The sequence below is a fragment of the Barnesiella sp. An22 genome (assembly GCF_963931395.1).
GTDB classification, from domain to species: Bacteria; Bacteroidota; Bacteroidia; order Bacteroidales; family Barnesiellaceae; genus Barnesiella; species Barnesiella merdigallinarum.
On the sequence record NZ_OZ007014.1, the window covers coordinates 1 to 13,476 of the forward strand.

Genomic DNA, 13,476 nt, shown 5'->3' on the forward strand with positions numbered 1-13,476 from the left:
AGCCGGGCAGCCGTCAACTGCGCCTTGGCCTGGTCGACCCGCAGCAAGGCCGTCTGCAAATCGGTGTTGTTGTCGAGGCCGAACCGAATGAGGTTCTGCAACAACGTATCCTGGAAAATCTCCTCCCAGGGGAGGTCGCCCAGGGTGAGCGAGTCGTCGGTCGTGTACGACTCGGCCCCCCTGAAGAGGCTGTCGACCGGCAGCTCTTCGGGCCGTTCATATTTGCGGTAGATGTGGCAACTGCTCAGCAGCAAGGCACACATCGCTATACACATTATCTTTTTCATAACTTTCTGTCCTCTTTTCGTTTACCCATCACCCGCTCTTCGATATACTGGAAGGTAATGAAGAATACGGGCGTTACAAACAGCAGGGCTACCGTACCGATGAGCATACCGCCCACGGTGCCTACACCCAGCGACGTATTACCGTTGGCCCCGACACCCGATGCAAACATCAACGGCAGCAGACCGAAAATCATCGTCAGGGCCGTCATCAGGATAGGACGCAACCGCACACCGGCTGCCGAAATGGCTGCCTGGGCCAGCGACATCCCCTCCTTGCGCCGCTCGGTGGCATACTCGGTGAGCAGGATGGCCGTCTTCGACAACAACCCGATGAGCATAATCAGGCCCGTCTGCAAATAGATGTTGTTCTCGATACCCCACATCCGGGCAAACAGGAAGCTGCCCATCAGGCCGAACGGTACCGACAGGATAACCGCCATGGGGATAAACAGGCTCTCGTAGAGCGCACAGAGTATGAGGTAGATGAAGAGAATACAGATGCCGTAGATGATTACCGTGTCGTGCGAATCGGCCATCTGCTCCTCCTCACGGGTCATACCCGAGAACTCGTAACCGTAACCGGTAGGCAGGGTTTGCGCCGCCACCTCCTTCACGGCATTGATCACGTCGCCCGAACTGTATCCGCTGGCCGGCATGCCCTGCACGTTAATCGACGAGAACATGTTGAACCGCGTGAGCGACTCGGCCCCGTAGGTCTTGGAGAGTTTCACAAACTGGCTCACGGGGGCCATGCCGTCGGAGGTCTTCACAAAGATATTGTCGAGCGACTGGAGACTCTTGCGACTGTCCGACGGGGCCTGAATGATAACCCGGTACAATTTGGTAAACCGGTTGAAGTTCGAGGCATAGATACTGCCGAAGTAGCCCGAGAGCACCGAGAGCACCTTGTCGGTGGTAATGCCGGCCCGCTGGCACTGGGCCTCGTCGACATCGACCCGGTACTGGGGGAAGTTGGCACTGAACGAAGTGTAGGCCATCTCGATTTCGGGGCGCTGGTTCAGCTTGGCCAGGAAGTTGTCGGTCACCTGGCTCAAGGCATCGATACCCTTGCCCGAGCGGTCCTGCAGATAGAGCTCGAAGCTGTTGCCCGTGCCGTAACCCGAAATCATGGGAGGCGAGAAGACGAACAACCGGGCATTCTTGATATGGGCCGTGCGCCGGTAAATTTCGGCCGAGATGGCGTCGACGCTGTTCTCCTTGCCGGGACGCTCGTCCCAAGGTTTCAGCTTGACGATAAACATACCGTGCGACGAGCCGCTGCCTGTACCCATACCGAAACCGGCCACGTTGTTGAAGTTGTCGATTTGCGGTATCTGCTTCAGCTCGGCCTCCACCTTGTCCATGATGCTCGCCGTCTCGGCCAGCGTGCTGCCGGCAGGGGTATCGAGGCTCACGAAGATGGAGCCGGTATTTTCCGAGGGCACCAGACTGGTCTTGGTCGTTGCCATCAGATAGAGCAGCAGCCCCACCGAGGCGGCAAACGAGGTCCACACCAGCCACTTGTGCTTGATAAAGAACTTGGCTCCCTCCTTATACTTGAACACGAGGCGTTTGAATATCGCATCGAAGGCCAGCCGGAACCGGGTCGAGAACTCGGGCTTCTTCCCGTCGACCAGAATCTCGTTGGGCCGCAACAGCAGCGCACAGAGTGCCGGCGACAGGGTGAGGGCGTTGATGGCCGAGATACCCACGGCTACCGCCATGGTGATACCGAACTGGGTGTAGAACACGCCCGAGGTACCCCCCATGAACGACACCGGCACAAACACCGCCATGAACACCAGCGTAGAGGTGACGATGGCCGACGAGATACCGCTCATGGCATCGATCGAGGCCTTGTAGGGCGAGCGATACCCCTCGTCGAACTTCACCTGCACCGCCTCGACTACGATGATGGCATCGTCGACTATCGTACCGATGGCCAGCACCAGGGCAAAGAGGGTGAGCAGGTTGATGCTGAACCCGGCCAGATAGAGCACGGCAAAGGTACCGATAAGCGACACGAAGATGCTGACGGTAGGGATAAGCGTCGACCGCGGGTTCTGCAGGAACACGTAAACCACCAGCACCACCAGCACGATGGCCTCGAGCAGCGTCTTGATTACCTCGTTGATCGAGGCGTCGAGGAAGTTCTTGGTACTCATCAGCTCCACAATCTCCATATCCTCGGGCAGGTTCTCCTGCAACTCGTCGAGCAACTGGTCGATGTTGGTGATGATTTCGTTGGCATTGGTTCCGGCCGTCTGGTTAATCATACAGGTCGTACCCGGCGCACCGTTCACCCGGCCGGTGTAGGAGTAGCTCTGCGAGCCCAGCTCGACCGTGGCAATATCTTTCAACCGCAACACCCGGCCGTCGTCGAAGGCCTTGATGACAATCTCCTCGAACTCCTGCTCCTTCTCGAGACGTCCGCGGTATTTGAGGGTATACTGATAGACATTCTTCGAATCTTCGCCGATAGCTCCCGTCGAGGCTTCGATATTCTGGCTCGCGAGGGCCGCCTCCACGTCGCTCGGCTCCAGCTCATACTGGGCCATCACGTCGGGCTTCAGCCAGATACGCATGGCATAGTCGCCACCCATCACATTCACCTCGCCTACGCCCGAGATACGTTGTATCTGCGGCTTGATATTGATGCTCAGGTAGTTGGTAAGGAATGCCTCGTCGTAGGTACCGTTGGGGCTGTAGAGGCCGAAAATCTTCAGCATGCTGCTCTGCCGCTTCATGGTGGTTACGCCCACCTTGGTCACCTCGGCCGGCAGCAGCGAGGTGGCGGTAGAGACCTTGTTCTGCACGTTCACGGCCGCCATGTCGGGGTCGCTCCCCTGTTTGAAGTAGACCGTAATCTCGGCACTGCCCGTGTTGCTGGCGGTCGAAGTCATGTAGGTCATGTTCTCCACGCCGTTGATAGCCTCTTCGAGCGGCACGATTACACTCTTCTGCACCGCCTCGGCATTGGCGCCGCTATAGGTGGTCGATACCCGTATGGTAGGCGGGGCGATGTCGGGGTATTGCTCCACCGACAGGGCAAAGAGCCCGATCAATCCTGCTACGAGGATGACGACCGAAATCACCATCGACAAGATGGGCCGGTCTATGAAATATTGCAACTTCATGGTCAATCCTCCTCTTTAACCTCTTGTACGGCGGCCGCAGGGTCGACTACGGTACCCTCTTTCAACAGGCCCGCACCCTCCGATACAATCACGTCGCCCGATTGCAAACCGCTCTCCACGATATACTCGGTGCCGTCGTTTATCTCAAATACCTGCGGGCGCACCTCCACATCTTGTTTTCCTTCTATCACAGCCGAGTATTTCACCGAGAGTTGTCGGTCTTCCGGCTTTACCGTCAGTAGCGGATAAGTATCGCCGCTACTCTGCATGCCGGCCTTTTGCTGACATCCCGCCAACATGCCGGCACAGCACAAACCCCATACTAAAAATCTTTTTACCTTCATTTTTTAGTTAATTTTGTTATTTCCCGGTGTAAAAATAGATGGTGTTGTCCGGCTACTGCTTAGACAATCGGCGCAAGGATTTGTCCAAATAGCACCCCATTAGAATTTATTAGGAAATCGTATGTCTATTTGACGTATAGAATTGTAATTTAGAGACATTTTGCCCTATTTTTGTAACGATTTAATATCGTATATATCAATCGCACCATGACACAAAAAGAGTTATCCTCCCTCTTCCCGGAGAGTTGCCGGATAGGGAATCTGATTTTGCTTGTTTCTCCCGAACAGTTTTACAAATTGGAAGGTCTCACCATCACGGGCAACCGCATGTTTATGATGCTCTGCCAGGGAAGTATGAGCCTGACCCTCAACGACCGCCCCTACGAACTTGGAGCCCACTCCTATTTCGACATCATGGAGACCACCACGGCCCGCATCGACTCGACCTCGTCCGACCTGCGGGGATGGTGCCTCTTCATCTCGTTCGAGTTTGCCAGCGAATCGCTCAAGAATCTGCGCCCCGGCCCCCTGCACTACTCGCTCGAGCACCCCAACATACGCATCTGGCACTTCTCGCCGAGCGAAATCGACCGGCTCGAACTTCAGCTCAACCTTTTGAAAGAGACTATCGCCAACCCCTCGCACTACTACCGCCGCGAACTGGCCAGTGTCTACTTCAAGAGCTTCAGCCTCGAGCTGGGCAACTGCATGCTCTCGCACCAGGAGAACCCCAACGACATGCCGCTCTATGTGAGCAAGCACGACTTTATCACCCTCAACTTCATGACGCTTGTCTCGAAACATTTTGCCGAGGAGCACCACATCGAGTTCTATGCCAACGCTCTCTGCATCTCGACCAAACACCTCACCCGGGTGGTGCGCGAGATGGTGGGGAAAACGCCTCATGCCGTCATCTGCGACGAAATTACGCACCAGGCCATGACCTTGCTCGAAGACGACCACATCTCCATCGGGCAGATTGCCGAGCGGCTTCACTTCTCGGACCAGGCCTCCTTCTGCAAGTTTTTCAAGAAACAGAAACAGATTTCGCCCATGGCTTACCGCCGGCAGAACAAGACGGGCATCGAGTGACGGCTGACTACTTGCCGCCAAGACGAAGGAAAAGAGTGACGACCAATAAGCCTGTTCCCGGCACACGCCCTCCGGTCGATAGTTCGTTTTTCTGAAAAAAATCGTTACTTTTGTCTCGGGCCCGTACCGCGTGATATCCACGGACCCACAGGCTTATGAATCCGCTTATCTCCGTCGTCATACCGGTCTACAATGCCGAGCAGTTTCTGCCGGCCTGCCTCGACAGCGTGCTGCACCAGGACTACCCGTCATTCGAGATTCTCGTCATCGACGACGGCTCGACCGACGGCTCGGCAGCCCTCATCGACCGATATGCGGCCCGAGAGCCCCGCATCGTGGCCCTTCACCAGCGCAACGCCGGGGTATCGGCGGCCCGCAACCGGGGACTGACCGAGGCCCGGGGCGAATACATCGCCTTTGTCGATGCCGACGACCGTGTGACCCCCACCTATCTCTCCCACCTGCTCTCGACTCCAGCCGACCTGGTCATCGCAGGCATAACGCTGCTCCATGAGCCGTCGGGACGAACAGAGTCGCACGGGTTCGACCGCACCCGCTCGGCCCGGACCGACTGCGAACGGGGCCTCCTTTTTGCCGATGCCGAGATACACGACACCACCAAAGGGCCCTGCAACAAACTGTTCAGACGTGAGATTATCGAGCAGCACCACCTTCGTTTCGACCCTCGCTACTCCTATGGCGAAGACCACCTGTTTGTACTGGAATTTGTGAAGCACTGCCACTCGATAGCCCAAATCGCCCACACCGACTACCTCTATATTCACCGCCCCACGGCGGCATCGCTCACCCACCGGCTGCTCCCCTACAAGGCACTGTCGGCCTACGCCCGCGAGGCCTACGCTCTACGGCAAGAGCTCATTGCCCGGCTCGGTATCGACAACCGGGAGTACGACCGCTACCTGCTGGAGGAGCGGGCGCACCTCATCTACCAGTCGATTTACGCCCTCTACTCGGCCGAGGGGCACTACCCCGCCGACGAACGGTGGGCCTTCATCGAGGAGGTCTACCGCTGCGACTACGACATGGTGACAACAGCTACCCGGCTACCGCTGATATTCCGATTGATGAAAATCGCTTTACGCTGGAAAAGGCGGCCGTGGACCGACGGCACGCTGCTGCTCCTCTCGCGAGGGAAAGAGTGGATCAAGAAACATTTTTAAGAAACTTGTTGGAGAACATCCCTATCGGCATCGGGCCCAAAAGTCGAGAAAACGCCGGGCTACCACCTCGTCGCGATTGTGTTTCACCACAAACTCGCGGCTGCGACGCGCCTGCTCGGGCAGACGCTCGGGGTGAAGCACCAGCTCCTCGAGCTGTGCCTCCAGCTTTTCGTCGTCGGGGATGGCATTGACAATCGGGTGGTTCTCCTTCTCCCCGATAAAATCGTAATATTCGGGCTCGGCCCCGCTCACCACCACCAGCCCCTGGGCCATCGCCAGCAGCGCGTTAGTAGCCGGCGTGTAGCTGTACAGCTGGTCGAGCACCACATGCGACGACCGCATCAGCTCTACATATTCTCGATAGGGACGGTTCTCGACAAAGACCAGTTCGCACTTGTCGGGGTGACGCTCGGCCACCCTTCGGGCGGCAGCCCACATGCGGTCGGTACCCTTCTCGACCATGCGGTCGCGGTGTACCCCCAGAAAGAGCTTTACCCGCGAGGGAATCTCGTCGCCGTGGGCCATCGTGAACGAATCGGTATCGATGGGGATGCCGGCATAGGCCAACCGTGAGGGGTCGACCACCCGGCGGCACGACTCGTTGTATTCATACAGGGCACTCACCACCCCCCGCACATGCTCATACACATAGCGGGTATAGTCGGTCAGTACCGGAGCTTGCCAGCGCCGGAGCTCGTCGGGCTGGGCCAGGGCAAGCGGCGAGGGCCGGTCGCCTATCTGCCACTCGGTATACCGCAACGCGCCCGACAGACAAAAGTCGATGTAGTAGGTATCGGTGCCCATGGCGGTGAGATAAACCGCCCCGTTCCTGGCAAGCAGGCGGTCGAAGAGCTGGCGTAGCCGGCAAGGCTGCAAGGAGGCGAATCCGGGGGAATTGATTTGTACGATGTCATACCCCTCCAACCGCGACCGCAGCAGGGTATTCAGTTTGACCCACAACAACAGCCCGCCCACCTTGTTCCTGAACGGACGCGAGGTGTCGATATCGCGGGCCGTATTCATCCAACGCGACCCGTCGGAGGCCACCGTCACTTCGTGCCCCATGCGCCGCAACGCCAGCGACAGGGCCCGGTGGTAATTGCTGTAATCGCCTGCCAACAATATCTTCATGCTTTCATACCCTCCTCGAAATACTATCTTCTTACTTGAAAAACGCCTGTTCGCCCCGCTTTATTGCATGGCACCTACAACAGCCTCCGTTTCAACTGCCATCCGGCCAGAAGCACCCACATCGCCGTGGCTACCCAGGCACCGATCACCTGACCGCCCTGCCACAAAAGCAGCACGACGGCACACCCGGCCACACTCAGCCCCAACAGCCCGAATACCCGCAGGGGCACGCGCAACCCGTACTTGACACGGCACAGCAGATAGATGCCCGTCCCCGAACAGAGATAGGCCAGCAGATAGGCTACCCCCACCCCGGCCAGTCCCCACCGGGTATATCCCAACAGGTAGAGAACGAACATCAGCGAGTCGGCCAGCACTTCGGTAATGAGGTAGAGGCTACCTGCCCCCTTGGCCAGCAGCACAAAACTGACGCTCCACGAGAAGGCGCGGAACAGCATGCCCAGGGCCGCCCACGAGATGTACCCCCCGATTGCCAGGAAATCGGCCGTATATAATATATGTATAATCAGCGTTTGCAAAACGATAAAGAGCGAGATGAAGGGCACCAGTATCAGCAGCGAGGTCTCGACCTGTCGCGACACATGCTCCGAGAGCAGAGCCCGGTCTTCGCAAACGACCGAAAGCCGGGGGTAATACTCCATCGACATGGCCGTGAAAACCAGCCCCACATATTGCATCACCAGCGTGTAACCGGCCTGGTAGTACCCCACCTCGCCGGTGCCGCTGTGGCTGTTGAGCCAGGCCACGAACAGATAGGAGTAGAGCGTGGTGATGAAGCCGCTCACCGTCATGTAGATGCCCAGTGCGGCGATGCCCCGCCCCTGCCGATAAGTCTCGCGCCAGTCGATCGAGACCGGCTCGATTTTCATGCGACGGCCCAGCAGCACCGTCACCAGAACGATGGCAAAGGTGTGGGCGATAATAGCGGGCACGATACCCGAGATGCCGTAGAAGTAGAACAACGGCAACGACAGCAGCAGTGCCAGCACCGACCCCAGCACCGAGCAACGGGCCAGCACCCGCAGGCGGTTCGAGGCCTGAATGATGGCCCGCTCACCCTCGGTAAGTGCGGTAAACAACAGCGTGCACGACAGGAAGACAAAACCCCAGATGTGTTGCGAGTCGCCAAAGGTGTAGCGACTCAGCACCGGGGCAAAGGTGAGCATAAGCACCGCCCCCAGCAGACCGGTGAACCACACCCAGCGGCGCACCACCTTCACCAGGCTGGCAAACCGGTTACGGTCGCCCGACTTGAAGGCCCGCGACAGGTCGCGCACCGAACTGGTGCCGATGCCCAGCCGGGTCAGGGCCGAAATCATGTCAACCGTGTTGCTATACAACCCGATAATGCCTACCCCCTCGGCACCCAGCCAGATGGCTACCAGTTTGGTCTTGATAATCGAACAGAGGATGGTGAACACCTGCGTCCCCCCGAAAAGGCCGGTAGCCTTCACGATGGTGCGGTATATCTTTTTGTCCTCCCCGCTGTTCATGGCTGGTTATAAAATTATCTCGTAAATGTTATAGGCGACGGCCCGGCATCCGAACCCCTCCTTCTGGGTGATGAGCCCCTCGTTGAGGTAGTGGCCCATATCCTCGGTCGACTGCCCGAAGTCGAACCACTTGCGGTCGGCAAACACCTCGCCGATGATTTTCCCATAAAGCAGGTCGAGAGCTCCCGAGCTCTTCCCCTCGTGCGAAGCCGAGGTGTACTGGGCATGTGCCACGATGCCTGTGTCGTAGATGACACTGCCGGCCAGCACCTCGTTGCCGCGCATCGTCACCAAGTGACGGATGCGGTCGGGGAAACGGCTGTGCAGCAATTCGATTTCGGCCAGCGAGTGGACCGGCTTCACGTGGAACCGCTCCTGCAGATTGGCCTCCAGAATGGCCCAGAAGGGGGCGAAGTCGGTCGTCTCGACCACCTGCAGTCCGGCCTGCTCGGCCTTCTTGATGCGGCTGCGGCGGTCGGCCCGGAAGCGCAGCGGACGGTCCTGCTGCACGGTCGACGAGATGTTGCACCCCACCCACCGGGCATTGAGCCGGAAGAGGGCGTAGAGGTCGGCCTCCGACGGATAGCGGTGATAGATATGGGGCACACATTTGTAGACCCACTTGACAAAACGCTCCTTGCGCAGGAAGTCGGCAATGAGCTGCATGATTTCGAGCACCTGCACCGTAGTGTTGCGGGTGGTCACGATGAGCCCGCCATAGGTGAGGCCGGCGTGCGAGTAGAGCACGTCGCCCTGGCGGTTGGCCGGCAACAGGGCCAGCAGTCTGTTATCGTCGTAGACCAGCAGCGAGTAGTCGCTGAAGCGGTCGGCATGATACTCCATGTACTCCCGCAGAAACAGGAAGGTCCCGTTCGACGACTCGTTGACAAAATCGTTCCAATCGCGGTGATAAGCCGCCGTATACCGGTGTATCTCCATGCCCATACCTTTTTCGTTTTTACAGATTAAGCCACGACTCGGGGTTCAGCTTCGTACGCTCTTTCCAGAGCTGGAAGGTGAGGATGGTGCGGTTGCCATCCTGCGAGTCGGAATAGATTTTACCCAGGTTCTGCCCGGTCTTCACCTTCTCGCCGGCCCGTACATAGACCTCGCTCAGGTTGGCGTAGATGGTCAGGTAGTTACCATGCCGCACAATGATGGTACTGTTGTATCCCGGGGTAACGAAGATGCGCGATACCACCCCGTTGAAAACGGCCCGTGCCTTGGTGCCCGGTGTAGTCTCGATGTCGATACCGCTGTTTTCGGTCTGCACGTAGCGCAGTTCGGGGTGCTGCTGACGACCGAAGTGGGCCACAATCTTGTAGCTGCCCGAGAGGGGGAAGGGCAGTTTGCCCTTGTTCTTCTCGAAACTGCCCGAGAGGGCCAGCTCCTCCTTCGTCATCTTGTAGCCCTTGGTCGAACGCTTGGCGGTCGAGGTCTGCCCGTCGGCCTTGTTGGCGCGGTCCGACGACTTGCGCTCCTCCTCGGCAATAAGCTGTTCGAGCTTGCGGTCGAGGGCCTCGGCCTGTTTCCGCTTGCGGTCTATCTCGCGTTTCAGCTGTTTCTCCTGTTTCTTGAGACCGGCAATCAGGTTGCGCTTGCTGCTCTCCTGCTTCTCCAGCACATTGGCTTCGGCGCTACGCTCCTTGAGTATGGCATTCTTCTCGGCCATGCTCTTGGCCAGCTCCTTCTGCAACTCCTCGAGCTGCTGCTTGCGCTCGGCTATCTCGGCTGCCTGCCGCTTGCGCCAGGCCGAATACTCCTTCAGATAGCGGGCCCGCCGATACGACTGGCTCAACGACGAGGCCGAGAAAATGAACATCAGTTCGTCATACTCCGACCGCCGGTGCCCCATGCGCTTCACGGCATTGGCATAGCTGCGCTTCTTGGCCGTCAAATCCTTCTGCAGCAGGTAGATGGTATCCTTAACCGCCCGCTGCTTGCGGTTGATGACGGCAATCTCCTTGTTGATTTTGGCAATCAGATTGCGTTGCTGCTTGATTTCGGCCGTGATGCTGTTCAGCTCGTTGAGCGAACTCTTGGCGCTGCGCAGCGTCTTGTCGAGCTTTTTGTTGGTCTCGTTCAACTCCTTCAACGTCTGCTCCCGATTGCGGCGCAGCTTCTCCATCTCGAGGGTCTGGGCGAAGAGAGTCGAAGCCCCCAACCCGATGATGCAACATAAGACTAACCACCTTTTCATATCGACAACTCCTTTAACAACTGCGTAGCCGAAACTCGCGTATACCTCGACAAGTCGAGCTTCTCGATGCTTACCTTCCCGTTCCAGGCAATCGACGAGGCGTCATAGCCCAAATTGAGCGACAACGGCAGACTCAACCCCGTGAGAGACAACTGCATGGTGGTGGGGAAGTTGTCGCTCGTCCCCTGCTTGACAAAGTCGGCATAGTGGCACACAATCGACTTGCTGCCATCGGCCGAACTCAACTGCGTCGAAAGCAGCTTCGTGCCGTTCAGGTCGAACCGATAGCCGAAACGGGTATCCTGACTGCGGGGTTGCAACGACCACCGCGACGACCCCGACTCGATGACCTCGAAGTCGTCGATGCGACAGGCCGACGAGCTACTGCCCAGCAGGAAGATGCGCCCCAGCAGGGCATCCTGCACCGTGGCCAGCGAGAGCTCCTGCGAGAGCCGCGCCCCTATCGAGGCCAGCGACTCGCCTACGTACCGGCGCTGCATCTTGTCGATGACAAAGAGGCTGTCGCGCGTCATGTAGAGCCGCGCCACCTCGATGCCCAAAAAGACTCGCACCGAAATCTGCAACGACTCACCGCGCACCATGCGCACCTGCGTGTTCGTGCTCAGCGAGCCCCCTTTGCCCAGCCCCACATCGGCCGACCCCTTCGCCGAGAAGGTGGTCCACTCGGGATACGATGCCATGAGGGTCTCGAAATTGTTACGCACCTCTCGCGACACCGGCTGGTGGGTGGCCAGCTCTTTTCCCCCTTTACAGCCTGCCAGCATCGACAGCAACGCGATACAGACCGCTACGTATATAGGTTTCATTTCTCAATATATTTCTTTTGCTCGATTTTCTCTTTCAATACATCGGCCGACTCGCTCCCCAGGTCGAGGGCCTTTTGCCAATAGGTCACCGCCTCGTCCAGCTCGCCCAGCATGGCCAGTATGTCGCCGTAGTGTTCATACAGTTCGGCACTGGGTTCGGGGCTCTTGTCGATGGCATTCTTCATGTAGAGACGGGCCAGCGAGTAGTCGCCCTTCTTGAAAAATATCCACGCATAGGTATCGAGGTAGGTGGCGTTGTCGGGTTCGGCTTTCACCGTTTGGGCACTCATCCGTTCGGCCTTGTCGAGGTCGCGCCCTTCGACGGCCAGGAAATAGCTGTAATTGTTGAGCACCGGTATGTTCGAGGCGTTGTACGACAGCGCCAGGTCGTACATGGCATAGGCCTTCTCGCGGTCGCCCGACGAGTGATAGACATCGCCCATCTGCCCGTAGAAGAACGACTTCGTGCCGTTGTCGCCCTCGTCGACATAGGTGAGTCCCGTCTCGAGCATCTCGAGCGCCTCGGCATAGCTCTTCGTCTGCGTGCTGGCTACCGCCACATACATGTAAATATCCTTCTGGTCGGGCACATACTGTATGGCCCGCTTGCCCACCCGTATCACGTCGGCATACTTCTCCTGATAGAGATACAGCCCGACCAGCTGCAACCAGTTCTCGGGGTTGGAGGGGGCCAGGTCGGTAGCGATGGCATACTGCTCCTCGGCCCGTGTAAACTCCTTGCGGCTCGACAGGTACATGCCGAAGAGCCGGTGCACCGGCTCCTCCTGCGGATATTGCTCGAGCATCTCGGCAAAGAGCGAATCGACCCGATTCAGCTCCTGCTTCTTCTTCATCAGGTCCACGATGTAGGTGCTGAAGATGTTCAGCTTCGTATCCACGTCGATATGACGGTTTATCAAGGCATTCCGTATCTCGTTGTTGTAGGCGATGGAGTCGCCCTTCTTCTCGTAATAGCCGGCCTTCGACAGATAGACGTAGCCATTCTCGGGCTCCACCTCCAGAGCCCGGTCATACATGGCCAGGGCCGACGAGTCGCGCCCCGCCTCGAGGTAGATGTCGCCCAACAGCCGCATGTAGTCGGTATTCTGGGGGAAGGTGCGTTGCAGTTTCTCGGCCTCGGAGACCATCGCATCCATATCGCCCATGTGCTCGTAGAGCTTCAGCTTCTCGATGGTGATGGGGACCTTTATCCCCATCGACGACTCCAGACTGTCGTAGCAGGCTACAGCCGATTTCAGGTCGCCCTTGGCGGTATAGGCTTCGGCCAGGGCCGAATTTATCTCACCCTTGTCGGGATTCTGTTTGAGCAACCGCGACCAGATGCGAATCGCCTCGTCGTGCTGTCCGCTCTGTTGCGAAAAGTTGGCATAAACCACGTTGTACCAATAGTTTTCGGGGTGTTGCTCGGCGGCATAGCGCAGGTCGCCGCGAGCCTGGTCGTAGAGACCCAGACGCAGGTAGTAGGGAGCCAGAAAGAAACGGGCAGCCGCACTGGCGGTATCGATTTCGGCGGCCCGGCTCATCAGGTCGAAAGCCGCATCGTCGTGGTCGAGAGCCTTCTGCCGCTCGGCCTCGAGGTAAAAGTATTCGAACTTCTGGCGCTCTTCGGCCGAGAGTTCACCCTCGCCGGCTCCGCTTCTGTGCAGGGCACAACCGGTCAGGGCAACACACCACGCTACGCACAGCAGCGCTATCGTTCCATATTTTCGCATGCTCATCATCCTCATCATAACTTCGTCCAG

General features: G+C 58.1%; 9 protein-coding genes and 2 pseudogenes. 2 read left to right on the forward strand and 9 right to left on the reverse strand.

What is annotated here, in order from left to right:
* The 3 genes and pseudogenes from ABGT88_RS00005 to ABGT88_RS00015 all read right to left on the reverse strand — a co-directional run.
* A pseudogene (locus tag ABGT88_RS00005) lies at positions 1 to 287 on the reverse strand (TolC family protein); the annotation flags it as partial.
* Positions 284 to 3,424 (reverse strand): efflux RND transporter permease subunit, encoded by a 3,141-nt coding sequence (locus ABGT88_RS00010; protein WP_346699757.1) that lies wholly within the window; start codon positions 3,422 to 3,424, stop codon positions 284 to 286. The gene ABGT88_RS00010 and the pseudogene ABGT88_RS00005, both read right to left, overlap by 4 nt.
* A 2-nt stretch (positions 3,425 to 3,426) precedes the next feature.
* Positions 3,427 to 3,615 (reverse strand): annotated as a pseudogene (locus ABGT88_RS00015) (efflux RND transporter periplasmic adaptor subunit); the annotation flags it as partial.
* A 360-nt stretch (positions 3,616 to 3,975) separates the two neighbouring features.
* On the opposite strand from ABGT88_RS00015, the gene ABGT88_RS00020 reads away from it, so the two are divergent.
* The gene (locus ABGT88_RS00020; RefSeq protein WP_346699759.1) at positions 3,976 to 4,860 is read left to right on the forward strand and encodes a helix-turn-helix domain-containing protein; all 885 of its coding nucleotides are present in this window, start codon (positions 3,976 to 3,978) and stop codon (positions 4,858 to 4,860) included.
* Positions 4,861 to 5,015: 155 nt separating this feature from the next.
* Positions 5,016 to 6,041, forward strand: coding sequence for a glycosyltransferase (locus ABGT88_RS00025; protein ID WP_258326825.1), 1,026 nt, complete (start codon positions 5,016 to 5,018; stop codon positions 6,039 to 6,041).
* A gap of 21 nt (positions 6,042 to 6,062) precedes the next feature.
* Here ABGT88_RS00025 and ABGT88_RS00030 read toward each other — a convergent pair whose 3' ends face one another.
* The 6 genes from ABGT88_RS00030 to ABGT88_RS00055 form a co-directional block, all read right to left on the reverse strand.
* Positions 6,063 to 7,172, reverse strand: a complete 1,110-nt coding sequence (locus ABGT88_RS00030; RefSeq protein WP_346699761.1) for a glycosyltransferase family 1 protein — start codon at positions 7,170 to 7,172, stop codon at positions 6,063 to 6,065.
* A gap of 74 nt (positions 7,173 to 7,246) precedes the next feature.
* Positions 7,247 to 8,686, reverse strand: coding sequence for an oligosaccharide flippase family protein (locus ABGT88_RS00035; RefSeq protein ID WP_346699763.1), 1,440 nt, complete (start codon positions 8,684 to 8,686; stop codon positions 7,247 to 7,249).
* Positions 8,687 to 8,692: 6 nt separating this feature from the next.
* Positions 8,693 to 9,625: a GNAT family N-acetyltransferase gene (locus ABGT88_RS00040; RefSeq protein WP_258326828.1), complete on the reverse strand. Its 933-nt coding sequence runs from the start codon at positions 9,623 to 9,625 to the stop codon at positions 8,693 to 8,695.
* A 19-nt stretch (positions 9,626 to 9,644) separates the two neighbouring features.
* The gene (locus tag ABGT88_RS00045; RefSeq protein WP_087408000.1) at positions 9,645 to 10,886 is read right to left on the reverse strand and encodes a murein hydrolase activator EnvC; all 1,242 of its coding nucleotides are present in this window, start codon (positions 10,884 to 10,886) and stop codon (positions 9,645 to 9,647) included.
* Complete coding sequence (locus ABGT88_RS00050) at positions 10,883 to 11,713, reverse strand: DUF4292 domain-containing protein (protein ID WP_258326829.1); 831 nt, start codon at positions 11,711 to 11,713, stop codon at positions 10,883 to 10,885. The genes ABGT88_RS00045 and ABGT88_RS00050 overlap by 4 nt, the downstream gene beginning before the upstream one ends.
* Positions 11,710 to 13,464 carry a tetratricopeptide repeat protein gene (locus ABGT88_RS00055; RefSeq protein WP_346699766.1) on the reverse strand — a complete coding sequence of 585 codons (1,755 nt, stop codon included), beginning with the start codon at positions 13,462 to 13,464 and terminating at the stop codon, positions 11,710 to 11,712. Before ABGT88_RS00055 ends, ABGT88_RS00050 begins: the two co-directional genes overlap by 4 nt.
* Positions 13,465 to 13,476 lie beyond the last annotated feature (12 nt).

Excerpts from the sequence above, each read along its gene's own strand:
- ABGT88_RS00025 (WP_258326825.1), top strand. The coding sequence starts at position 5,016 with ATGAATCCGCTTATCTCCGTCGTCATACCGGTCTACAATGCCGAGCAG.
- ABGT88_RS00045 (WP_087408000.1), bottom strand. The coding sequence starts at position 10,886 with ATGAAAAGGTGGTTAGTCTTATGTTGCATCATCGGGTTGGGGGCTTCG.
- ABGT88_RS00040 (WP_258326828.1), bottom strand. The coding sequence starts at position 9,625 with ATGGAGATACACCGGTATACGGCGGCTTATCACCGCGATTGGAACGAT.
- ABGT88_RS00050 (WP_258326829.1), bottom strand. The coding sequence starts at position 11,713 with ATGAAACCTATATACGTAGCGGTCTGTATCGCGTTGCTGTCGATGCTG.
- ABGT88_RS00055 (WP_346699766.1), bottom strand. The coding sequence starts at position 13,464 with ATGATGAGGATGATGAGCATGCGAAAATATGGAACGATAGCGCTGCTG.
- ABGT88_RS00020 (WP_346699759.1), top strand. The coding sequence starts at position 3,976 with ATGACACAAAAAGAGTTATCCTCCCTCTTCCCGGAGAGTTGCCGGATA.
- ABGT88_RS00035 (WP_346699763.1), bottom strand. The coding sequence starts at position 8,686 with ATGAACAGCGGGGAGGACAAAAAGATATACCGCACCATCGTGAAGGCT.
- ABGT88_RS00010 (WP_346699757.1), bottom strand. The coding sequence starts at position 3,424 with ATGAAGTTGCAATATTTCATAGACCGGCCCATCTTGTCGATGGTGATT.
- ABGT88_RS00030 (WP_346699761.1), bottom strand. The coding sequence starts at position 7,172 with ATGAAGATATTGTTGGCAGGCGATTACAGCAATTACCACCGGGCCCTG.